This window comes from Ruminiclostridium cellobioparum DSM 1351 = ATCC 15832 (assembly GCF_000621505.1).
GTDB lineage: Bacteria > Bacillota > Clostridia > Acetivibrionales > DSM-1351 > Ruminiclostridium > Ruminiclostridium cellobioparum.
This window is the reverse complement of the sequence record NZ_JHYD01000026.1, coordinates 48,193-71,855: the sequence shown is the minus strand read 5'-3', so window position 1 is coordinate 71,855 and position 23,663 is coordinate 48,193. Positions and strand designations below refer to the sequence as shown.

Below are 23,663 nucleotides of genomic sequence, written 5' to 3'. Positions count from 1 at the left end.
TACAAATTATATTAATTCAAGTTCGGCCACCGTATCAATAGCATCCGGAAGGGGATAGGTCGCTCCATCCGGTATTCCAAAATTAAAGAACAAATCCTCCGGATAATCATGAGTATTCCAGGGTCTGGTTACGGGAATCTCGGAACCATCCTTCAGCAGTCTGATACTTCCGACTTTCCCTGCGAGATTTTCCACACATACGGCACCAATACTTTGTTCAAACACATGCGCATATATTTTACCGGTTTTGATATTCCTGGTGAAACGCCCCCAGTCAGGCTTTGGAAGCCCGGCTTTACCGCAGCCGTATATACTGCTGCCGTTTTGCCGCATCCAGCTGCCGACCTGCTCCAGTATGGACAGGGATTCCTCCGGTATTTGGCCCTTTGCGTCCGGCCCCACGTTGAGCAGCATATTTCCGTTTTTGCTCGCGCATTCCACAAGCTTACGGATTATAAGCGCAGGGGATTTGTAGTTCCTGTCGCCTGAATGATAGCCCCAGTTATTGTTCAGGGTGATGCAGGCTTCCCAGGGAACAGGGTTTCCACTGTCATCCGTAACGCCGTTGGCAGGTATCAATTGTTCCGGTGAAGCAAAATCGCCGGAATATATGAAGGGGTTGCCGGTTTTAATGGATTGGCTGCCGTCAAGCCTGTTGTCGATCAGAATATGAGGCTGCAGCTGCCGTACCATATTGACCAGGTCGGCAGCCCTCCAGGTCTCGCCGGTCATATTGTCATATGAGAAATCATACCACATTATATCAATATGGCCATATTCTGTAAGCAACTCTTTAACCTGACCGTGCAGGTAATCCACATATCTTGAAAAATCTCTTTTCCTGTCCTTGTATTCTTCATTTTCCCTCATGGGATGAAAGGGGTCTCCAAAGGCGGGATAATCCTCATGATGCCAGTCTAAAAGCGAATAGTACAGGCCCACCTTCAGACCCTCGGCACGGAAGGCTTCAAGAAACTCCCTTACAAGGTCGCGTCCGCATTTGGTGTTGGTGGATTTATATTCGGTAAGCTTGCTGTCAAAAAGGCAAAAGCCGTCATGGTGCTTGGCTGTCAGAACGGCGTATTTCATGCCCGCTTTTTTAGCGGCTTTTGCCCAGGCTCCCGGATCATATGCAACAGGATCGAATTCTTCAAAATATTTCTGATAAGCTTCATTGCTTATCTTTTCAACACTTCTGACCCACTCCCCCCGTGCCGGAATTGCATAAAGGCCCCAGTGGATGAACATTCCGAAGCGGGCTTCCAGAAACCATTCGGTCCGTTGGTTTCTATCCCTGATAACAGGATTTGAATTTTGCATAAGGATACTCCTCCCGATTAAGTTTGTATTTATATTTATATTTTATAAAATAGATGCTAGAATTGAATGGAAAAACGAAACGGATTTTTGTGTAAAACTGATTATTTATTTCGGAGGAGATCATGAGCAGGCAGAATATTCTATTTAAAAGAGACTTTTTGGATAACCTGCGTGTAAATATTATTTTTTCGGCATATACACATTGCTGGCAGGGCTGGAGGGAGTTTGACTATATACCGGATTTCAACAAGTTCTACTTTATCTGTGACGGGGAAGGGCTTATAAAAATATGTGATGAGGAGTTCTACCCGCAAAAGGGGCAGCTGGTATTGATGCCTGCGGGCATCCGCCAGTCCTACTCCACCATAAGTAAGGATACCTTTAAAAAATACTGGTGCCATTTTACGGCAAAAATCGGAGACATCAATGTTTTTGATTTTTTTGACGTACCCTATGTTATTGACATTGATAATGTCAGTAAGCTTGAGGAGCTGTTCAAGGAGCTCATTGCCCTTCACAATGATCAAAAGCTGTCGGCAATGCTGAGAGAAAAGGCTGTCATGACGGAAATAATAGCCTGTTTCATTGAAAAGGCAAATGTTGAGGATTTCAAAATATCCAGATTTACTTCCCTGGAGAAAATCGACAGCGTGGTGAAATATATAGATTCCCACATTTCAGAGAATCTGTCGGTTGAGTTGCTGGCCGAGCATTTTCACTTCCATCCCAACTATTTTACCCGTATTTTCAAGAAATACATGGGGCTGCCCCCAATACAATATATCAACAAAATGAGGATTGAGAGGGCCAAATACCTTTTAAGGACAACCGACCTGCAGATCAACGAGATTGCAGCCGGCACAGGCTTCCTGGATGTATACTATTTTTCCAGGTCCTTTAAAAGCCTTACGGGGTATTCACCCTCTGATTTCAGGAATATCAGTCCAAACTCTTTCTGAACCGCTTTGTTGCAATGAAAAGGATAACTGCGGTAAAGCCCAGAAGAGCTGCGGTATCCTTCCATAAATAATCCAGTCCGATACCCTTCAGGGCAATTCCTCTTATAATGTCAAGAAAATATGTCAGCGGAATAATATAGCCTAAATAGCTGATAGCTTCCGGCATTGCCTCTCTCGGGAAAATGAAGCCCGACAGCAGGATGCTTGGAAGGAGGAAGAATACCATCACTATCATTGCCTGCATCTGGTTTTTGGCAAAGGTGGATATAAGCATTCCGATTGAAAGCGAGCAGTATACAAAAAGAAATCCCAAAAGCAGCAGCAAACCCACGGAGCCCGCTATACCGACCTTGAAGACCCAGATGCACATGGCCAGAGAGAACAGGAAACCCGAATAGCCTATGACGATATAGGGGATAAGTTTTCCAAGTATCAGCTCGGAGGATTTGATGGGCGTGACTATCAATTGCTCTATGGTGCTTCTCTCTTTTTCCCTGACCAGAGCAAAAGCCGTCAGCATAATGGTTACGTTCTGCAAGATAAGGCCGACCAGGCCCGGTATGGTAAACTTTGTACTCTCCATATCCGGGTTGAACCATACATCCGTTTTCAGAGATATTCCGGTCAGCTTGTCAGGAGTAATACCGTATTTCATCAGCTTTTCAGCTGTATACTTCTGTGAAAAGCCCCTTGCAATGAGCTGCCCGCTGCTCATTGCCGTCCTGGCGGTGGTTGGCTCTGTGCCGTCTATTATCAGTTGTATTTCAGTATTTGAACCGCTCTTTACCTTGTCGGAATAATCCTCCGGAATGATCAAGCCGGCTTTGGCATCTCCGCTTTTTACAAGCTGGGCTATCCTGTCCTCCGACTGCACTGTCTCATACACCATAAAATAATCCGACTCTGTAAATTTATCGAGAAAGGCCCGGCTTTCTTCAGTGTTGCTCTGATCATACACGGCAGTGGGGATTTTATCCACCTCGGTATTAACGGCATAACCGAACAGCAGCATCATGACAACGGGCATTATGAAGGGAAGCCGCAAGCTGATGGGATCCCGCTTTACCTGTATGAATTCCTTCTTTATAATGGATATGAATCTTTGAAAACTGAAACGGTTGTCAGCGCTGCTCATTTATATCATCTCCCTTCAGAAAATTCAGATCTCCTATAGTGCCCGCAACCTTCTGATTGGTTGTCTGCTCAACATATTTGATGAATATATCCTCCAGGTTCCGCGCACCCTCCGTATCAATCAATTGTCTGGGAGAGGCGATGTTAATAAGCGTGCCGTTCAATATAAAGCCCACTGTATCACAGCTTTCAGCTTCATCCATATAATGGGTAGTTACAAGAATGGAGATACCCTGGCTGGCCAGCGAATGTATAATTTCCCAGAAAACCCTTCTGGAAACAGGATCAACTCCTGCCGTGGGTTCGTCAAGGATAAGAAGCCTGGGTTTGTGTATCAGGGCACAGCCCAGAGCCAAACGCTGTTTCCAGCCTCCTGAAAGTGTTCCTGCCAGGCTTTTTTCCTTGCCTGTAAGGTTGGCCATGGAAATAAGCTCTTTTTTCCTTTCGGCTGTAACCTTTTTGGGCAGGCCGTAAATGCCCCCGTAAAAGTCGAGATTTTCCTCTACAGTAAGATCCTCGTAAAGACTGAAACGCTGGCTCATATAGCCCAGGTTCTGTCTGACAGCATCGGTTTCCCTGGCCACATCCCTGCCCATGACAAGGGCTTTTCCGGAGGTGGGACGGAGTACTCCGCAAAGCATACGGATGGTTGTCGACTTACCTGAACCGTTTGGCCCCAGAAAACCAAAAATGGTTCCCTTGGGGATTGAAAAATTTATATTATCCACAGCAGTAAAATTACCAAATTTTTTAGTGAGGTTTTCAACATAAATAGCATATTCCATAATAACTCCAATCTGCCGACTCAGGGAATTTCCCTTCCGACCCTCTTTTATGTGTCCTGGGGCGAGATTCCGTCGATTATCAGCGTAATCATGTCATCAATTTCCTTTTCACATTCCGAAAGTTTAAAGTTGTCGGTAAAAAGCATCTTCTGAGCTATGAAGGCCACGAAATTTCCTATGATATTCCTCACTATCATCATGGGATCAATATCTGTACGTATTTGACCCCGGGCAGCCATATTTTCAAAGAATGCAAGTATTTGCTGCTGTATTTTAGTGATAAGATTGTGATACATAACATCCCTTATATCCTGGTGGAAGAGGGCTTCACTGACTATTACCCTGAACATGGGAAAAAATTTCTGTACCAGCTCAAGTCTGTCCAGAAGTATGTCCTTAAGTACCGTTCTTAAATCCTTTTGTTCTTCATTTTTAAAGATATTATACAGGGAGTCGATAAGGATTTTGTCTGCCGCAACCTTTATACCCTGCAGCATTATACTGTGCATAATATCCTTTTTTGTTTTAAAGTATCTGAAAATTGTCCCTTCGGCAACACCTGCCTTTTTTGCAATCTCGCTGGTGGTAGTTGAGGAAAAGCCCTTCTCATTTGAAATCTGGATTGCCGCCTCAAGAATTCTTTTCTCTTTGTCCGGCAAATCCAGTTCGGATAAATCAACATTTTTACTCATGAAATCGGATGCATCCTTTCTTTTGCCATATGGCGCAGTATTGCCAACAGGCGGGGTATTTAAATTAACGCATTGTCTTACTCTTTTAGCTGAATAATTAATATATTATTAAAATGAGTGAGTACTCACTACAATTTTATGATATTCCATCAGCTAATCAAATGTCAAGAGAAATTCTGAATATTAATATGATTTTATTAAACAATATCATTAGTAGTCTGTAATATCTAAAACGTATATTGTCCGTCGGGGAAATTTTTCTCAGGGCAGGTCGGAGGCAGCTATGATAAAGTCGGAGAAAACTGTGAAAATACTTAAATATATTGGTATCGGCCTTGCAGCAGGAGCGGCAAACGGCCTTTTCGGATCTGGGGGAGGCACTATTGCCGTCCCAGCTATGGTTTTTTTGCTGGAAGAAGAGGAGCATCGTGCGCATGCAACCGCCCTGCTGATAATCCTGCCGTTAACCCTGGTAAGCAGCTGCTTTTATCTGGCGAATCATTTTGTGGATTGGAACCTGACCTGGAAAGCCATGGCCGGAGGAGCTGCAGGAGGGATCATAGGAGCTTTTCTTCTGAATAAATGTCCTTCGGATTTATTGAGGAAGGTATTTGGCATTTTTATGATAATTGCAGCATTCAGGATGATTTTCTGATCCGGTGCTAATACTAATCTCATATGCTGGTAAGCAATTATGTGTATAAACAATGTTTTAGGAAAGGTATGGCTATGATAGTAATTTTGATAGGTCTGGCAGCAGGCATAATAAGCGGAATGGGCATAGGCGGCGGAGCAATCCTTATACCGGCTCTGGTATTGTTTGTGAAACCTGAACAGCATGTGGCCCAGAGTACTAATTTGCTGTTTTTTATTCCAACTGCCATAGTTGCGTTATCAATACATATCAAACACAAAAGTGTTGATTTTAAAACCGGAATCCCAATTGTGCTTTTCGGGCTGGCGGGAGCAGTTCTGGGGTCTTATATAGCTCTGGCCATCAACGGGCAGATACTGAGGAAGGGCTTCGGCATATTTTTGCTGGGTATGGGGTTGTATGAGATATGCGGAAAGAAAAAAACACGGAAAGCTAAAACTTAATAATCAATTTTAGAATTTTACTATTGCACCTTTCCGTACAGAACTCTCCAAAATAGCGAGATACGAAAATATAAATAAAGTAGTTGAAAATTACTTTATTTATATTTTCTAACCATCTCGCTATTTTGGAGAGTTCGTACTCGCAGGTGTAATATGTAAGCAGAAATTGATTAATTAAGTTTTGCAGCCGGAGTTTTTTTCAAGCGGTGATTGAACGCAAAGTGCTTGCTTAATACTTGCGTACCGTTATAATAACTTGAGTTATTTAACTGCGAAGTTGGGAGTTAACTTGACAACTATAACGCGTTATTTTTATATGGTTGTTTTGGTATTTTTTCTAACATCACACCTGAGGTTCGTTGCTAATGGCAGGGGCTGTATAAAAACAGCTGTAATTGCTAAATGATTTTTACCGAGATCAGTTTGGGCATTCTGCTTAATTAAGGGATTCTGATTTTAGGGACTTTTTCCAGACAATAGCTCCATTCCGATGTGATATAATTATTACAGTAATTTTCCAGTATGGACAACCCATTCCATAAAATGTTTTATGGACGGTTTTATGCATATAAAAATAAAGTAGCGCGGGCATTGAAATAAAGCTTATCCATTATGTAGAGGAATAATTTATCGGCCCGGAGCGGAAACGGAGATGAACATGGAGCTGCAGGATATAGGAAGTTTAGCGGGGAGAATAAAGGACAATATAGCAAAGGTCATAGTCGGAAAGGAAGAAATAATTGATTTGGCGATGATATGCCTGATAACCGGCGGACACATGCTGCTGGAAGATGTTCCAGGCACCGGAAAGACAGTATTTGCAAGGGCACTGGCGTCATCCGTCGACTGTTCCTTCCACAGGATACAGTTTACTCCCGATCTGCTGCCGTCAGACGTTACAGGCATCAACTTCTTTAATCAAAAGGAAAATAACTTTGTATTCAGACCCGGTCCCATATTTTCAAATATTGTACTGGCTGATGAAATAAACCGTGCAACTCCCAGAACCCAGTCAGCCATGCTGGAATGTATGGAGGAACGCCAGGTTACCATAGACGGGGAGACCAGAGGCCTGTCTGCACCGTTTCTGGTGATGGCAACCCAGAATCCCGTGGAGATACAGGGCACATTTCCACTGCCGGAGGCCCAGCTTGACCGCTTTCTGATGAAAACTTCAATGGGTTATCCCGATACAAGAGAAGGAATTAACATATTAAAGAGATTTAAAGAGAACAATCCGCTGGCAGAACTGAAGGCAGCGGCCGCAGCTTCTGAAATAATCGAAGCCTCCAGGCTTTATTCACAGGTAAAAGTCTCGGATGATATTTTAGAGTACATAACAAAAATAACCGAAGCTACCAGAAAGCACCCGAATGCACATCTGGGAGTGAGCCCGAGAGGAGCCCTGGCACTGCTCAAAGCCGTACAGGTGTATGCATTGCTGAAAGCCAGGACCTTTGTGACGCCGGATGATGTAAAAGCCATGGCAGCACCGGTTATGGCACACAGGATCATTCCGAAGGGATTATCCACCGAAAATGTCAGTGCAAGCGATAAGATTATTTCGGATGTTCTTGCGCATACTGCCGTTCCGCTTGAGCAGGCCGAATAAAGGAGGGCGTATGTTGTTTCTGCAAATTGTGCTGGCTTTGCCTCTGATAATGTTTGTAGAGATGTTTCTTTACAGAAAATTTTTACTCAAAGGTATGGTCTACAGAAGAAGCATATCTGAGAATTCGGCCTTTGAGGGGCAAAAGCTTTTTCTTATAGAGGAGATAGAGAACAACAACCTTCTGCCCATACCCTGGATGAAGGCTGAGTCGAGAATAAGCCCGAATTTACAGCTTGCTTCTGCAAAGAACATGGAACAGGAAGAGGGCGGCTACCACAGAAGTGTGTTTTCCATTATGCCGTTTTACCGGATAAAGAGAAAACATGAGGTCACCTGCCTTAAAAGAGGCGATTACAATGTGGGGAATGTGACAATAACGTCAGGAGATATTTTTGGCTTTGTATCGAAAATTACCTCATATGACAATGAAACCAGACTGCTGGTATACCCAAATCCCTTGAAGCACGACAAGCTGATGGAATGTTTTCATTCGCTGCAGGGGGATGTCGTGGTCCGGAGATTTATAAATCCGGACCCGTTTCTGGCTGCGGGTGTCAGAGAATATCAGCCGGGTGATCCCATGTCATGGGTGAACTGGAAGGCAACTGCGAGAACTAATTCGATGCAGGTGTTCAAGTACGATTACACCGCAAATTCCAATATACTGCTGTTGTTTAACATTGACAGCAGCAGCAAGCAGGACCCGTTTCCAAACGAGGAGGAGTGCCGGCAGATTGAATTCGGCATACATTTTTGTGCCGCGGTGGTAGAAAGGGCCATAAAGCAGGGAATAGCCACCGGTTTTTGCTCAAACGGGCATTTCAGGGATATGACCGAGTTTGTAAGCATTCCAGCCCGTTGCAGCCAGCCTCAGCTCTTTACCATTTTAGAGGCAATGGCAAAGCTTCAGCTTCACAGGGTTCTATCCTTTTATACCATGATAAAAAACATGAGGGGTTCCATACCCAAGGATACCGACATACTTATAGTTACACTTTATTCGGATGAAAGTATAGAGGAGGAAATATTTCACCTCCGGCGTGACGGGCATCAGGTTGAGACTCTTGTCATCGGCGAAAGTGGGGTGGTATGATGTTTGGAATTTTTTCAGTAACTGCAATTTTTGAAATATTGGTTTTGCTGCCGGAATTTTATATGCTGCTGCAGTTCTTTATGCCCCCGTCCATGGCATTTATGCTGTCCTGTCTTACCAATCTTGTAACTCTTACTGCAATTGTAATATGCAGATTCAAGCCGGGTCCCTTTGTCTACAAAGCAATAACCCTGGCACTGTCGGTACTGGCAGCACTGTTTGCAGCCGGAATAAGTCCTGCGGCTTTATTTACAGCCATTATATGCATGTTCATATTCAGCCGTGTTAAAACCAATATTACCACCGGCAGGGATATTGCGATACAGCTTGCAACTGCCACCATGATTACAAATATACTGCTTGCTTTGATCTTTTTTTATACGAATACAGCAAGTATGGCCTTTTTTGGCTACACCGCCATATGTATCTCAATTGTTACTTCAATTATAATTTTGATAGTCAAACAGGTGGACGAATCCAGGAGATTCGGAAAAAACAGTATGAATATCGGCAGCACTCAGCGCAAGAATAATCAGATATTTGCCGGTATTATACTGGCAGTCCTGTTCCTGGTGGGTTCCTTTGGACAGGTGACAACCCTATATAAATCCGCACTCGGCCTCATAGGGAGGTTTTTTGCCCTGCTTGCCGGTTTGCTGTCGGGAGGCAGCAAGGATATGACGGTTCCCGAACAGCAGGTGCAGGACTTTATGTTCAACCAGGAGGCAAAGGACCCCTCCCTGTTCGATAAGATAATCTATATGCTGGTTAATATTATCGGAACCCTGCTGGTTATAGGTTTTATTGTATTTTGCATTTATCATGTACTGAAGCTTTTAATCAGATTGTTTATTAAACTTGTCAAGTGGTTTGGAAGCGGTGAACATACAATTGAAATGGTTACCGAGAACGGCCACACCGATGAAAAGGAGAGTTTGCTGGACAGAAACCTGAAAAATCTGGTTTCCAGGTTTCAAAACCTGGCCTCGGGTATCCTTAAAAGGGAAGTCCCCTATGATAAATTGCCCGACGATACCGCTAAAGTCAGAAGGCTTATGAAATACTTTATCGGCAGGGCAGGAAAGTCGGGAGTAAAAGTGACAAATGCTTCCACGGCACAGGAGATATGCCGTGATGCAGGCGGCATATCTCCTGTGCCAGAGCAGTTTAATGCGCTGCTGGCCGAATGTTACGACAAGGCGCGGTATGACAATACCGCGCCTTCAAAGGAGCAGCTCGGCCAGCTGGAGGAAAAGCTGCTGAAGCATTAAATAATTACAGTTTCCTGCTGCTTGAATGGAGTAGGAGAACAGCAGGGGATGCCGCCAAAACTAATACAATTGAAATATGCAGAAAAATTATAATAGTGCTCACGTGCTAACATCAAAAAATGGATAGCTCACAAAGTACATGCTTGAAATTTGTACGGCTCATCACAAGTATTTTGGCTGTCGCAGAACACTCAACCTCCTGTTTCGGGGTTCTGCTCAAATCGGCTTCCTGCCGATTTGCCAGCAAAAACACTTGTGTTTCGCCAATAATTTCAGGCATGTACTTTTAATAGAGCTTCCCATTTTTTGAAGTTGCACTCGCGCACTATTATCGGTACTGCATTATTTACAATTCTCTCATTTTGGCATTTCATTTTACTATTTTAAAAAAATTTCATGCCAAATCAGTCTCATCACTGCCATATTCCGGTTCCGGTATACGGGATCATGCTGTCTATATTCCTTCCGTTCAAGACAATATTGCCTGCTCCATAGAGCATACGCCAGTAAACATTGCAATTTGTAATGGTATTTCCGGAAATGTCAAAATTATTGCAGCCCGCACCGGGAATAGTAACACCGTCGCTGTATACGGGTTTGTCAAATTTGCAGATGTACTGGTTTATGTTTGTAAAGCTGTTTCCTTTTATTTCACCCCAGCCGTCTCTCAGACCAATGGAATATTGATGGTCTTTAAAGGTGTTATTGTTTATTCTGATTCTGCCCTGTGTTCCGGCATGTGCATCAACAGTCACATCTGCCGTACTGTTGTCGGCATGGCCGATTGTATTCTGGTAAATGTCATAGGAGGTTTTCCAGCCTGCCTGTGATCCCTTTCCTCCCCCTGCAACAGAGTGGCGGTTATCATAAAATTCATTTTTTCTTATCATGGCATAGGCTCCCGAAACAACCATTACGCCATAGCCAAGCCCATCCTTTGTATTGTCATGAATGGTATTGAATTCATATGTGACCGAGCTGTAGGTTCCTGCAGTATTGGCTATGGAGAAGTTTGAAATGTCACAATGATCGATCATTACATTTTTAAAGCCCGATGCGGCTATACCTTCGGTCTCCAGTCCCGGACCCTGAAGTTTCAGGTTTGTAATCCTTGCATTGCTGCCTGTTATTGAAATGGCCGGATCGGCAGTACTTTTCAGAACGGTTGTGGTTCCGGCACCCTGTAAAACAACATTTGCAGGAACCTTGATTGTAGTTGAAACGGAATATGTACCTGCAGACAGGTTCACAATGCCGGGGTTTCCATTAAGGGATGCTATAGCATTGTTGATATCGGACGCGGTAAATCCGTTTGGTACAGCTTTGGGAAGAGAAGCTGCCACATTGACTGTAGCAGTGGTTGTTGCTGTTAAATTGTTATAGTCGGTTACGGTAAGTGACACGTTATATGTTCCGGCTGAAGCGTATTTATGGGTTATAGTGTTATTGAATGCCCCCGTATCAACCGGTGAGCCGTCGCCGAAATTCCAGCTGTATGACTTTATACCCGAGAAGTCTCCGCTGACGCCCATTGGATTGGTACCGGTGGAATTTGAGCCGTCAAGACAGATCCACGTACCCTGTTCATTTTTCGAGGGAACGTATATGGAAGCGGCGGGTGCCTGCACATCGGCAGTCCAGACTTCCACCTCCACATAGTGGTTGAAGGCATTTGAACTGCTTCCGTCTGAATACAGCCTTATATATCTTGCATTCACAGGAGAGAAATTAATGGTTTTTCCGCTGCTGGTTTCGGCATATTCCGTATCCGATCCGGCCCCGAAACCTGCACTGTTGTTTGTGTCGTTGTTAAAAACGGTGTTTACTCCGCTGCTGAAATCTGCTGTAGTTGAAGTTCTTACAATTACGTCATGATATGTCCTGCCATCGCCGAAATAGTGCCAGAGGTTGATTTTATTGATACTGTAACCAGCTCCCAGATCAATCTGAATCCACTGCAGACCCTGATTGACTCCCAGATGATTGGCAGTGTCCTTGTTACCGTCCGTTGCTAATGCTGCCGAGCCCGTCATGGTGGTACTTGCAGTCACGGTCTTGCCTGCGGCTGCATTGGCAGATGCTGCATAAACGGGCAGAGATAACTGCATGGTGACAATAACGGCCGCAGATAATAATACCGGCAGAAGCCGTGCCTTCAATAGTTTGTACACTTTCCCCTTCATTTTAAATTCCCCTTTCAATTTTGGTTAATTTATTTAGAATGTAATTTTAATTTTAGTTGAATTGAATTTGGAAAAGTATGGAGCGATTTTATAACATAAATGTAAAAATTTTATTTGAGTAATTACCCCGTCAGTTATTTTTACCGGTATAAAACAAATCCATAGTAAATATAAAATGAATCCATGTGAAAAGAATACTCCTTCCACTACAATGTAATCACCGGTTACATTGCTGCATGTGAATAATGTACACCGATTTATGTTAACTTAATACCTTTAACGGAGATTATATTGGAGGGACAAGTAATAATGAATAAAAAAGTCAGGGTATTGCTGATTGGTGCTGCCTTCAGTGCCGACCTGCACATGGACGGCTATGCAAGATGCACTGATATTGCCGAGGTAACAGCCATCTGTGACAAGGATGTATCAAGAGTGGAAGCTCTTGCCGAGAGGTACGGTCTTCGGAATTACAAGGTGTATGACAATTATGAAAAGGCCATAGCAGAGGCGGATTGCGATATTGCAGATATTTGTATGCCCAATTTTCTGCACTGTGATGCAGCTGTTGCAGCCTTTAAAAAGGGGTTGCATGTAATATCTGAAAAGCCGCTTTCCACAACGGTGGAAGAGGCTGCCCGAATGGTGGAAGCAGCTGAAAAAGCAGGGAAAAAGCTGTTCTATGCCGAGGATTGGCTGTTTGCACCAGCTATGAACAAGGCATTGGCTGTAATTAAGGAAGGCGGTATAGGAAAACCGCTGTACATAAGGGCGAGGGAGTGCCATTGCGGTTCGCATTCGCCGTTTGCTCAAACGCTTAAGTATTGCGGCGGCGGTTGTATGGTTCATCTGGGGATACATCCGGTTGGCTTCATGCTTGCCTTAAAGGAGGGAAGCTGGACCGAGCTGGTTGCAATGACTTCAGGAGGAGCAGAAACAAACCTGATTCATAAGCAAATGGAAGGGGAGGACTGGTCGGCCTGTATGATCAAATTCGAAGACGGAACATCGGCGCTTCTGGAGGCAAATTATGTTACAACGGGCGGTATGGAGGATGTTATAGATATATATGGTACCGAGGGGTGCATGCATATTGACCTGACATTTTCATCGGCCATAAGCTGTTATTCCATGCCGGGGCTGAGCTATACAGTTGAAAAGGCCGAAATAACCACCGGCTGGTCAAAACCCGCCGTAGACGAGAAGTTCAACCTGGGTTATGCAGGCGAAATAAGACACTTTATGGAATGCTGCCTGAAAAATCAAGATGCAAAAACCGGCTTGAGAGGTATTGACGGGCTTGAGGCATTGAAAGTGGTCAATTTGATATATAAATCGGCCAGAGAAGGAATAAAAATCGTGAATCCTAAGTTGATCAGCAAGCAGAGGGGAAGTAGCTATTGTGAAAAATGATTTGTATTTACCTGTGGAAGTCGGAGGAATTACTTTTAAAAATCCGTTTTATGTGGCATCAGGTCCGACCACCAAATCGATCAAACAGCTTCTCCGCATCGAGGAGACCGGATGGGCGGCAGCCAGCATCAAGCTTACCATTGATCCTGAACCTTATATAAACAGGGTGCCGAGATATGCGGTATTCGAGGACAGAAATGCACTGTGCTTCACGGCAGAAAAAAGATTAAAATTTTTTGAAGGCTTAAAGCTGGTGGAAGATGCAAAAAAGGTGCTGAAAGAACTGATATTGATGGCTAATATTACATATGCAGGTGACAGGGGTGTTGAGGGCTGGGTTAATATGGCCCGGAAATTTGAAGAGGCAGGCGCTGATATTATTGAGTTGAATATGTGCTGTCCCAACATGTCATTTAATGTTGAACTCTCGGCAGGCGGGGACAACGGCTGCGGCATACGCACCGGAGCCAGCCTGGGACAGCAGGCCGAAGTCGTAGCGGAGGTTGTTGGAGAGATCAAAAAAAATATAAAAATACCCGTATTTGTAAAGCTTACTCCCGAAGGCGGCAGGATAGCACAAATTGCCAGGGCGGCATATGAGGCCGGAGCAGATGCGGTGGGAGGAACCTCAAACCGTCTCGGAATTCCCCCCATCAACCTGAAAGACCCTAAAAAGTCGGCTTACCATCTGCAGGAGGAGATCAGTATGTCCTGCTATTCCGGAGCCTGGCTGAAGCCCCTTGCTTTAAGGGACACATATGAAATGAGGAAAGCCCTGGGACCTGAAGGCAAAATCATGCAGGCCGGCGGAGTACGAAACTATAAGGATGCTGCCGAGATGATCATGTCGGGAGCAGATCTGGTAGGTATATGTTCCGAAACGCTCATAAGCGGGTTTGGATTTATTGAGGGGCAAATAGCTGCATTGAAAAAATTCATGCTTCAAAACGGATATAAAGCAGCGGGAGATATGCGCGATCTCATTGTACCCGAGGTAAAAAGTGCACCTGAGCTGACGCTGTATGACGGATATGCCCAAATATCAAAACCCAACCTGGCAGCACCGTGTAAAGCAGCATGTCCGCTTCATGTACCTGCACAGGCTTACATACAAAAAGTGGCACAAAGAGACTTCAGAGCGGCTTTTGACCTGATAATGGGTAAGAATCCCCTGCAATCGGTATGTGCCCACATATGCGATCATCCATGCGAAGCTGCATGTACACGGGGAGATATGGGCCAGCCGGTGCATATACGCGAAATAAAAAGATTTGTACTGGATTATGGGAAAAAAGCCGGATGGGTGTCAGGAAAACCAACGGCGGATAAAAAAAATCAAAATATTGCGGTTATAGGCTCCGGGCCGGCCGGACTGTCCTGTGCATATTATCTTGCTACGGCAGGATATGCTGTAACTGTGTTTGAAAAGGAGAGCTATACCGGCGGAACGTTAAGATATGGTACGCCCGGATTTAAGATGGCCCATGAAATTCTGGATGCTGAAATCGAAATGCTTAAAGACCTTGGAGTGAATTTTGTTACCGGAAAGGCCTTGGGCAGGGATTACACCGTGGAGTCACTTAAGAAGCAGCATTATGCAGCCATATTTTTTGGAATGGGAGCCGGAACCGGAGTAAAAGGAAATATTCCGGGCCGTGATGCCGACGGTGCTTTATCCTCCATATCCTTCATGAAAAATGTATTTGAAGGGAAGCTTCATAAGCTGATGGGCAGAGTGGTTGTCGCCGGAAATGATTTTACTGCACTGGATGCTGCCAGGACAGCCAAAAGACTGGGTGCAGAAGAGGTATATGTCATTTATGAATGTACCAGAGATGAAATTCCGGCTACACAGGAGGATATTGAACATGCCGAAGAGGAAGGCATAAGGCTTATGAATCTTTCGGCTCCAGAGGCTATTCAAACTATGAACGGTAAAGTAACAGGAATACATATGACTAATCTGGTATTGTGCTGCCCTGATGAAAGCGGTCGGAGAAAAACGGAGAAGGCTGCATTTGCTTCCTATGAAATCCCCTGTGAAACAGTTATTTTAACCGGTAACAGGAGGTATGACGACAATTGTACGGCTGAACTGGAATTGGATGAAAATATAACACTGATTTGCCGTAAAGAATCCAATCTGACAAATATTGAAGGAGTTTTTGCAGGTGGAAATATCAGAGGGATTGATTCGGTTAGTTCTGCCATTGCAGATGGAAAACGTGCCGCATGCTCAATAGATAAATTTCTGGCAAAAGAGGCTGCGGTGCTCGAGTTTGAACCTGAATACCCCGTGATTTCCAAAAAGTATGTCTTGAAAAGAACCGGATATTTCAAGGATGAGAGCAAACTCAACACAAAAACACTCAGTGAAGAAGAAGCGGTAGCTGAGGCCGGAAAATGCCTGAACTGCGGCTGCGGTGAAGGCTGCGGCTTATGTAAATCCATTTGCGGTGAGTTTGCAATCGGTGTCGGAGAACCCGACAGGCTCGAAATCAACAGTGAAGAATGTGTAGCCTGCGGAATGTGTTTTAACCGCTGTCCCAACAAAAATATCAGAATGATCAATAAGAAAATCATTGTAAAGTAGGTGAAGATGGTGAAAAAAGTGCTTATTACCCCCAGGTCGTTTCAGGAGTCAGGTATACCTGCTTGCAGGCTTTTGAAGGAACGGGGCTTTGAAACAATAATCAATGACACCGGGATGGCATTTACAGAAGAACAGATGATTGAAAAATGTGCCGGTGCTGACGGGATTATTGTAGGCATTGATCCTGTAACCGAAAAGGTCTTAAAAAGTTCACATAAACTCAGGGCGGTGTCAAAATATGGTGCAGGGCTTGACAACATTGATCTGGAGGCCGCAAGGAAGCTTGGAATATCAGTGGAAAGAGCTGCCGGAACCAATGCCACGTCTGTAGCAGAGCTGGCCATAGGTTTGATGTTTACTCTTGCCAGAGATATTCCCTATTCGGCAGGCAGCACCAGAAAAGGCGGCTGGGATAGAAAAAAAGGCGTTGAAATTACCGGTAAAACTCTGGGGATACTGGGGCTGGGCTGCATAGGCAGGGAGGTCGCAAGAATGGCTGATGGCCTTGGCATGAAAATTTCAGCATATGACCCGTTTGTGAATGCAAATGACGTAAATATTATTCGATATGGAATAGAGATGACCGGAGTTGAGGAAATACTCCGAAACTCCGACTTTATTACTCTGCATATGCCTCTGACTGATGAAACAAAGCATATGATCAACCGGAAAGCTCTGGAGAAAATGAAGTCGGCGGCATATCTTATAAATACTTCCAGGGGAGAGCTGGTGGAGGAAAATGATTTGTATAATGCCCTGGTCAACGGGGTTATTGCAGGCGCGGCAGAGGATGTTTTTTCAAAGGAACCGCCCGGGGAACACAGGCTTTTATCCCTGGACAATTTCATACTGACTTCACATATAGGAGCATTTACAAAGGAAGCCAATGAGAAGATGGCTATGGCATCGGCTGTCAATTTGCTCAGGATGCTGGAAAATGAATCATAAGGGGAGGCATAAAGTTAAAATGGAGTTATTCGACTTAAAGGGGAAGAACGCCGTAATTCTTGGCGGCGGTGGAATTTTGGGCACCGACATGGCACAGGGACTGGCTTCGGCAGGGGCCTGCATTGCAGTTTGTGATTTAAGGGAGGAAATGGCCAAAAAGGTGGCTGGTACCGTACAGGTGCATAATGTAAAGGCAGAGGGTTATCAGATGGATGCCATGGACATAAATTCCATAAGGGAGGTGTGCGGCAGGATCGGGAAGGAGTTCGGCCATATAGATATTCTTGTAAATGCCGTGGGCGGAAATATGCAGGCTGCAACAACTTCCGACGCCCTCTCATTTTTTGATCTTTCAGCTGATGCCTTGCAGAAGGTGGTTGACCTGAATTTAATGGCCGGAGCGGTATTGCCCTCACAGGTATTCGGACGTGTAATGGCTGAAGCAGCTGGAGGAGTGATAATAAATATTTCTTCCATGAATTATTACAGGCCTTTGACACGTACACCGGGATACGCGGCAGCAAAAGCGGCGGTCAGTAATTTTACGCAATGGCTGGCCGTCTATATGGCGCAGGCGTATGGGGATAAAATCAGGGTTAACGCCATCGCTCCGGGTTTTTTTCTGACAGATCAGAACAGATTTTTAATGACTGATGCCCAAAGCGGAGAGTTGACTCCAAGAGGGCGGCAGGTGATACAGCATACACCCATGGGTAAGTTCGGAGACCCCGGTGATCTTATAGGAACGCTGATATGGCTGTCTTCAAGGGCTTCAGCCTTTGTGACGGGCATCACGGTTCCAGTGGACGGCGGTTTTTCAAGTTTTGGAGGAGTATAAGGGAGGATATTGCAATGGGAATTATAAAAACAATTCAAGCGGATAAATTGAAAGTAAATATTTATGACACAAGGAAAGCACTTGGCGAGGAGGCTGCCAAAGAATTTACAGCCAGAGTAAAGCAACTGCTGCAAACAAAAAGTGAAATAAACATTGTATTTGCAGCAGCGCCTTCACAAAATGAATTTATACATGTGCTGGCAAACAATAAGGAAATAGAATGGGGCAGAATCAACGCCTGCCATATGGATGAGTATATCGGGTTGGATCCTGAAGCACCTCAGGGGTTTGGGAATTTTCTCAGAGACAGGCTGTTTGAGAAGCAGCAGTTCAAGTCTGTAAATTATCTTAAGGGCGACGTAAGCAATATTGATGAAGAATGCAAAAGATATGCCGGGCTGCTGAAGCAATTTCCCACTGATATTGTTTGTATGGGAATCGGCGAAAACGGACATATAGCCTTTAACGACCCTCATGTGGCATTTTTCGACGATCCCGAGCTGGTAAAGGTGGTTGAACTGGATGAAAAATGCAGGAGGCAGCAGGTGAACGACGGCTGTTTCAAAAGTCTGGAAAATGTTCCTACTCATGCGCTGACACTTACAATACCTGCGCTTGCAGCGGCTGACTGCATATTTTGTATGGTTCCGGGAAGCACCAAAGCCCAGGCGGTATTTGATACTGTTACCGGTGACATATCTGAAAAATGTCCTGCTTCAATCTTAAAGATCCATAACAATGCAACCTTATATACAGATATGGACAGTGCTGCAAAAATCATTTAGGAAGACCGGACGGAGGGTGCAGGTATGGGATATCTGTTTATGGGTGTAGATATAGGAACTTCGGGTGTCAGGGCGGCACTTTTTGATATGGACGGAAATCAGAAAAGCCTGTATCATCAGGAATATCTGATGAAATGCCATGAAGAGGGAATGGCTGAACTGGACCCCGATGAAATATTCGGTTCATTGCTCCAGGTAGTTAAAGAATGCATGGCAGAGGCCGGTGCAGATAAAAATGACATTGCAGCCATTGGCCTGTCTACCCAGCTTTTCAGCTTTTTAGCCGTGGACGGAGCCGGAAACTGTCTTACCAATCTGATTACATGGGCCGACAACCGGTCCATAAGGCATGCTGAAAGGATAAGGGAGAATTTTGACTGCAGGGAAATATACAACCGCACCGGCTGCAGGGTTCAGCACCCCATGTATCCCATCAGCAAAATTTTATGGCTGAAAGATACGCAGCCCGAAATTTTCAAAAAGGTCAAAAAATTTATAACAATAAAGCAATATATTGTGCACAGGCTTTTCAATGAGGATGTAATTGATATTACCGATGCATCTTCCATGGGGTATTTCAATATTCACCGGATGGAATGGGATGAATCGGTATTAAAAGATGTATTGGGGCTTGATTCCGGATATTTTGGAACACCTGTGGAGTGCACTCATGTACTGAGGAACATTAAAAAGGAATACGCCGTGCTCATGGGAATAAATGCCGGTACACCGGTAGTCGTGGCTTCTGGGGACGGAATGCTGGCAAATGTGGGCTGCGGAGTATTTGACGACAGCTCAATGTCAAGTACCATAGGTACCAGCGGGGCCTTGAGGATTGCCTCGGAGAAACCGCTTCTGGATTCGGAGCAAAGGACCTGGTGCTACTGTTTTACAAAAGATACCTGGGTTGCAGGCGGTGCCATCAACAATGGCGGTATTGTTTTAAAATGGCTCAGGGATGACTATAAAAGCCAATATGAAAAAGAGATGCTGGACCAGGGTATGGACAGTATTTACAAGCTGTTCGACAGATATGCCTCACAGATTGCACCTGGATGTCAGGGCTTGATCTTCCTTCCGTTCCTGACGGGGGAGAGGTCCCCCAACTGGAATGCATCGGCAGCCGGCACCATCCACGGCCTGCGGCTTATGCATGGTAAAAGGCACTTCATACGTGCTGCCATGGAGGGGATTATGTTCAGGATGTTTTCAGTCTATGAAGTAATTACGCAGATAACTTCAAACGTAAAACAGATAAGGGCTAACGGAGGTTATGCCAACTCAGAGGTTTGGCTGCAGATGCAGGCCGATATTTTCAACAAGGAAATCGCCGTGGCAGGGGTAAGTGAAGCCGCCGCCTTTGGAGCGGCTTATGTTGCAATGGCTGCAGTCGGTGCCGTTAACAGCCTGAAGCAGCCGCTGAAATGTATGAACCCTCAGAAAATTATCAGACCCATAACAGAAAACAATAGGGTGTATATGGATGCATATGGGAATTTTAAAAACCTGTATGCAAAAATATATGGAAGCTGTTGAGCAGCTTTTAATCATAAGGTAAAAAGACAGGAGGCCGATAGAGTGTGTCTTCTGTCTTTTTAGTCTGACAATTTCCTTTGATCATTCTTCTGTCAACTCCCTCTGATAATTTACTCTGCATGCAGGTCTTAGCCAGCAGCAGTCTAATCTCAGGATTTCCGGAATTGTCCCGGTGTGACACCGGTTGACTTTTTGAAAACCCTTATGAAGTAAAAGTAATCGGAGTAACCGCATTTATTTGCAATATCCTCGATAGTGTATTTGGTGCTATGAAGTAAACTGCAGGCATATTCAACTCTCAATTTTGTAATATAATCCGTGAAGGTCATGGATACTTCTTTTCTGAAAAGCTGGCTGATGTAACTGGGGTTGATTGAAAAGATCTTACCCAGGCTTTGTATTGAAATCTCACTGTGAAAATTTAAATTTACATAATCAAGTATTTTGAGAAAATACTTATTTTTTATTTCGTCCTTCATATCTCCCCGTTTTTTACTGGAAGCGTCCAGCAGCATTGATTCCAGCTGCATTAGCATGGCATTTACATCCTTGAAGGCAGAGCATAGTTCCTCGATGCTGTATATATATTCTCCGTAATATTCACAGTCCAGGTTGTTTGAGAGGCTGATAAAATAATTGTATATTTTCATAGCCTGTTTGACATTAAGCCGTCCGTTGGCCACAATAGTCCTAACCTCTGTAAGAGTCTTGTTGACTTCAAAAATATCGGGATTTGATATGTTTTTTTCAAGCTTTCTCAGCAGGCCGTCAATATGGGAATTATCTGTTTGGGGCTTGAAATACAGACTGTGTTTTCCGGTGATAAAGTACTGGTATCCCAGACTTGTTGCTTCCTCAATATTGTTTTTTATACCGTCGATAGTATTAAAGGAACCTGAGATACCGATGCCTTTGATACCGTCATGCAATTTCCCTGAAAATAACTGCCGGATATCGGACTCTCCTGAGTACTGGAAAAAATATAAGTGCTTTGCATTTCCGGTTTTTATATGCACATGCTTTACATTTTTTTCAAAGGCCAGCTGTTTGTAGCCCATTGAAGCAGCTATTACCACTTTCTTTGAAATATCTATACCCTTGTCTGCAAAGTATTGATTGATAACCGGACCGCTTTTATCGTTGGGTTCTTCAATCAGAGAAATCAGGTCGGGTTCTTCCGGCTGGGAATTTGACATGTCCAGCATGCCTTTTGCCTTTTTCAGTAAATCGGTTATTTCAGAATCATCAAAGGGTTTGAGGCAGTAGCCGATAGCTCCATAGTTCATTGCTTTTTGAGCATATACAAATTCCGCATATCCGCTTATTACAATAAAGATGGTACCGGGCAGCACCTCCTTAACGCTTTTTATCAATTCCAAACCGTTCATACCCGGCATTCTGATATCCGTAAAAACCAGGTCGGGCATTGTCTTAAGTATGGCATCATGTGCATTTATACTGTTATTTGAGGTATACACTACTTCAAAACCGCTCTGTATTTTTTGAATACTTTTTATAAGGCTTTTTATAACATATTCCTCATCGTCAACTATAAATATCTTATACATTTTGCTACCTCCTTAAAGGGATAGTAATGTTAACCTCAGTACCGGTATCCGGCATGCTGCTGATGGAAAGACCGTACTCATTACCATACGTGAGTTTTATCCTGTTATTTACATTGCACAGGCCGATTCCTGATTTTTTGCTTGTCCCGGGCTGTTCCAGCGCAGATGGATTTTTAAACTGCAGCTGCATTTTTTGAAGCTGTTCGGCATCAATACCCATTCCGTCATCTTTAACCCATATAATAACCTTTCCTTCGGAAATCCTGCTTCCGATCCACAGCCTTCCCTTGACCATTTTTGGTTCCAGCCCGTGAAATATGGCATTTTCAACTATGGGCTGAAGAATCATTTTTAGGACTGTGACATTCAAGGTTTCTTTGGTAAATTCATAAAAAATGTCAATTCTTTCACTGAAACGGATTTTATTTATATGCACATAAGCCTGAATAATTTTAATTTCTTCCTCCAGGAGCACTTCATTTGACCCGTTTACACTGTATCTGAATATCATTGCCAAGGCTCTGGTCATTTCATAGATTGTCTCGTTGTTTTCTTCCGAAGCTATACCTTTGATTACCTCGAAGGTATTATAAAGGAAATGGGGATTGATCTGGCTTCTGAGAAAGGCAAGCTCGGCCTTTTCCTTGACTATTTCGGCTTCATAAAGCTTGGAGCTTGTCTCCAGCAGTCTATGTGTCAGATTTGATATTTCCCCCATCATTTCGTTGAACTCATGGGACAGGACATGTATTTCGGAGTAACCCTCCAGCTGTACCTTGTTTTTCATGTTCCTTATGTTACCTGATTTAACACTGTTCATAAAGTTTACCAGCTTTTTAACAGGCTGTGTGATATTCCTTATAATGAGTAAAAACAGGACGGCAAGCAGGGTATTGGCAATAACCAGAAAAAAGATGACTTTTTTCCTGACTTCGGATACCTCTGAAAACAATTCCTTTTCCGGAACAAAGCTGATTATTTTTGATTCGATTTCAGGAATGTCATATACCAGCACGAGGTTTTTGGAACCGTTTATGTCTGTGACCTTATTACCGTTTACAATATTATTTTTATTATTGATAACATCCTTGAATATATAGGGCTTGTCATTGATATTTAACGGGTCATTTTCAGAATAGATTCCGCCGGCTTTATCAACAAGGTAGTACTTGATTTCGGTATTTGAGGAAAACTTGTTTATTTCCTTAAAAATAGGCTTCATATCAACCAGTACGGCAATGTAACCAATTTTCTGCCTGTAATTTTTTGAACTTGATGCAGAATAAATATTCATTCCGAACTGAATGAATATGGGGTCATATGAACTGGGTGTGTGCAGTGTCTGCAGACTGGTCACGTGAACTTTTCCATCAGTATATGATGTATCTCTGAGGCTTTTGGCAACTTCGCTTCTTCCTCTCAGGCTGAAGTACTTTCCGTTATCACTTAACAATACTACATCTATTATTTCCTGTTTCACGGTTATGGCATTGTTGCATATGGTGGTAAGATCCTTATTTGCCAGATAAAGCTCATAGGGATCGGATTCCATTATGTAATTTTGAATCATGGGGTCGTATGCCAGGTTGTTCATCATACTTTTTATCTCACCATAATATGTAGTCATATTTTGTTTGATATTAGAGGTGATTTCTATGGTATAGTTCCTGTTTTTCTTTATAATAATATTGTTGATCTGAGAATAAGTCAGCAGGATCATAGATACAAAAATCAAGATTGTCAGCAAACCGTTAATAACTAATTGTGTAGTTATGGAGAATTTCTTGAAAAAATTCATACAACCCCCATTTTTAATACTTGTATTATTTATGCAT

At 43.7% G+C, this 23,663-nt stretch carries 19 protein-coding genes; 12 read left to right on the top strand and 7 right to left on the bottom strand.

The genetic code is table 11. The features are described from left to right. Positions 1–6 precede the first annotated feature (6 nt). Positions 7–1,320: an alpha-L-fucosidase gene (locus T344_RS0111075; RefSeq protein ID WP_027628765.1), complete on the bottom strand. Its 1,314-nt coding sequence runs from the start codon at positions 1,318–1,320 to the stop codon at positions 7–9. 122 nt (positions 1,321–1,442) lie between these two features. Here T344_RS0111075 and T344_RS0111070 point away from each other — a divergent pair, with 122 nt between their 5' ends. Continuing rightward, a complete protein-coding gene (locus T344_RS0111070) occupies positions 1,443–2,279 on the top strand; it encodes a helix-turn-helix transcriptional regulator (protein ID WP_051571762.1) in 837 nt (278 codons plus the stop codon). On the opposite strand, the gene T344_RS0111065 is transcribed toward T344_RS0111070, so the two are convergent. Genes T344_RS0111065 through T344_RS0111055 form a run of 3 tightly spaced genes read right to left on the bottom strand, consistent with a single transcriptional unit; the run spans position 2,260 to position 4,890 of the window. Beyond that, positions 2,260–3,414, bottom strand: a complete 1,155-nt coding sequence (locus T344_RS0111065) for an ABC transporter permease (RefSeq protein WP_027628763.1) — start codon at positions 3,412–3,414, stop codon at positions 2,260–2,262. The two genes, T344_RS0111070 and T344_RS0111065, sit on opposite strands and share 20 nt — an antisense overlap. Beyond that, positions 3,401–4,198 carry an ABC transporter ATP-binding protein gene (locus T344_RS0111060; RefSeq protein WP_027628762.1) on the bottom strand — a complete coding sequence of 266 codons (798 nt, stop codon included), beginning with the start codon at positions 4,196–4,198 and terminating at the stop codon, positions 3,401–3,403. The genes T344_RS0111065 and T344_RS0111060 overlap by 14 nt, the downstream gene beginning before the upstream one ends. A gap of 47 nt (positions 4,199–4,245) precedes the next feature. Next, positions 4,246–4,890, bottom strand: coding sequence for a TetR/AcrR family transcriptional regulator (locus T344_RS0111055; protein ID WP_027628761.1), 645 nt, complete (start codon positions 4,888–4,890; stop codon positions 4,246–4,248). Between the two features lie 283 nt (positions 4,891–5,173). Here T344_RS0111055 and T344_RS0111050 point away from each other — a divergent pair, with 283 nt between their 5' ends. The 5 genes from T344_RS0111050 to T344_RS0111030 all read left to right on the top strand — a co-directional run bounded on the left by T344_RS0111050 (position 5,174) and on the right by T344_RS0111030 (position 9,964). Further along, positions 5,174–5,545, top strand: coding sequence for a sulfite exporter TauE/SafE family protein (locus T344_RS0111050; RefSeq protein ID WP_027628760.1), 372 nt, complete (start codon positions 5,174–5,176; stop codon positions 5,543–5,545). Positions 5,546–5,619: 74 nt separating this feature from the next. Beyond that, on the top strand, positions 5,620–5,988 hold the full coding sequence (locus T344_RS0111045; RefSeq protein WP_027628759.1) for a sulfite exporter TauE/SafE family protein: 369 nt from the start codon (positions 5,620–5,622) through the stop codon (positions 5,986–5,988). A gap of 658 nt (positions 5,989–6,646) precedes the next feature. After that, the gene (locus T344_RS0111040; RefSeq protein ID WP_027628758.1) at positions 6,647–7,600 is read left to right on the top strand and encodes an AAA family ATPase; all 954 of its coding nucleotides are present in this window, start codon (positions 6,647–6,649) and stop codon (positions 7,598–7,600) included. A gap of 10 nt (positions 7,601–7,610) precedes the next feature. Next, positions 7,611–8,693 (top strand): DUF58 domain-containing protein, encoded by a 1,083-nt coding sequence (locus tag T344_RS0111035; RefSeq protein WP_027628757.1) that lies wholly within the window; start codon positions 7,611–7,613, stop codon positions 8,691–8,693. Continuing rightward, positions 8,690–9,964: a DUF4129 domain-containing protein gene (locus T344_RS0111030; protein WP_117407503.1), complete on the top strand. Its 1,275-nt coding sequence runs from the start codon at positions 8,690–8,692 to the stop codon at positions 9,962–9,964. Before T344_RS0111035 ends, T344_RS0111030 begins: the two co-directional genes overlap by 4 nt. Positions 9,965–10,377: 413 nt before the next feature. On the opposite strand, the gene T344_RS29705 is transcribed toward T344_RS0111030, so the two are convergent. Then, a complete protein-coding gene (locus T344_RS29705; protein WP_051571760.1) occupies positions 10,378–12,147 on the bottom strand; it encodes a PKD domain-containing protein in 1,770 nt (589 codons plus the stop codon). Positions 12,148–12,456: 309 nt separating this feature from the next. Here T344_RS29705 and T344_RS0111015 point away from each other — a divergent pair, with 309 nt between their 5' ends. The 6 genes from T344_RS0111015 to T344_RS0110990 are packed head-to-tail and all read left to right on the top strand — an operon-like array spanning position 12,457 to position 20,260. Further along, positions 12,457–13,560, top strand: coding sequence for a Gfo/Idh/MocA family protein (locus tag T344_RS0111015; protein ID WP_027628755.1), 1,104 nt, complete (start codon positions 12,457–12,459; stop codon positions 13,558–13,560). After that, the gene (locus T344_RS0111010; RefSeq protein WP_027628754.1) at positions 13,550–16,153 is read left to right on the top strand and encodes an FAD-dependent oxidoreductase; all 2,604 of its coding nucleotides are present in this window, start codon (positions 13,550–13,552) and stop codon (positions 16,151–16,153) included. Before T344_RS0111015 ends, T344_RS0111010 begins: the two co-directional genes overlap by 11 nt. A gap of 6 nt (positions 16,154–16,159) precedes the next feature. After that, positions 16,160–17,101: a phosphoglycerate dehydrogenase gene (locus tag T344_RS0111005; protein WP_027628753.1), complete on the top strand. Its 942-nt coding sequence runs from the start codon at positions 16,160–16,162 to the stop codon at positions 17,099–17,101. A gap of 19 nt (positions 17,102–17,120) precedes the next feature. Further along, positions 17,121–17,939, top strand: a complete 819-nt coding sequence (locus T344_RS0111000; protein ID WP_027628752.1) for an SDR family oxidoreductase — start codon at positions 17,121–17,123, stop codon at positions 17,937–17,939. 14 nt (positions 17,940–17,953) lie between these two features. Continuing rightward, positions 17,954–18,724 carry a glucosamine-6-phosphate deaminase gene (locus T344_RS0110995; RefSeq protein ID WP_027628751.1) on the top strand — a complete coding sequence of 257 codons (771 nt, stop codon included), beginning with the start codon at positions 17,954–17,956 and terminating at the stop codon, positions 18,722–18,724. A 24-nt stretch (positions 18,725–18,748) separates the two neighbouring features. After that, on the top strand, positions 18,749–20,260 hold the full coding sequence (locus T344_RS0110990) for a gluconokinase (protein ID WP_027628750.1): 1,512 nt from the start codon (positions 18,749–18,751) through the stop codon (positions 20,258–20,260). Between the two features lie 149 nt (positions 20,261–20,409). Here the strand turns inward: T344_RS0110990 and T344_RS0110985 are convergent, their stop codons facing one another. Then, positions 20,410–21,828 (bottom strand): response regulator transcription factor, encoded by a 1,419-nt coding sequence (locus T344_RS0110985; protein ID WP_027628749.1) that lies wholly within the window; start codon positions 21,826–21,828, stop codon positions 20,410–20,412. Positions 21,829–21,832: 4 nt separating this feature from the next. Beyond that, on the bottom strand, positions 21,833–23,626 hold the full coding sequence (locus T344_RS0110980) for a cache domain-containing sensor histidine kinase (protein ID WP_027628748.1): 1,794 nt from the start codon (positions 23,624–23,626) through the stop codon (positions 21,833–21,835). Between the last annotated feature and the right edge of the window lie 37 nt (positions 23,627–23,663).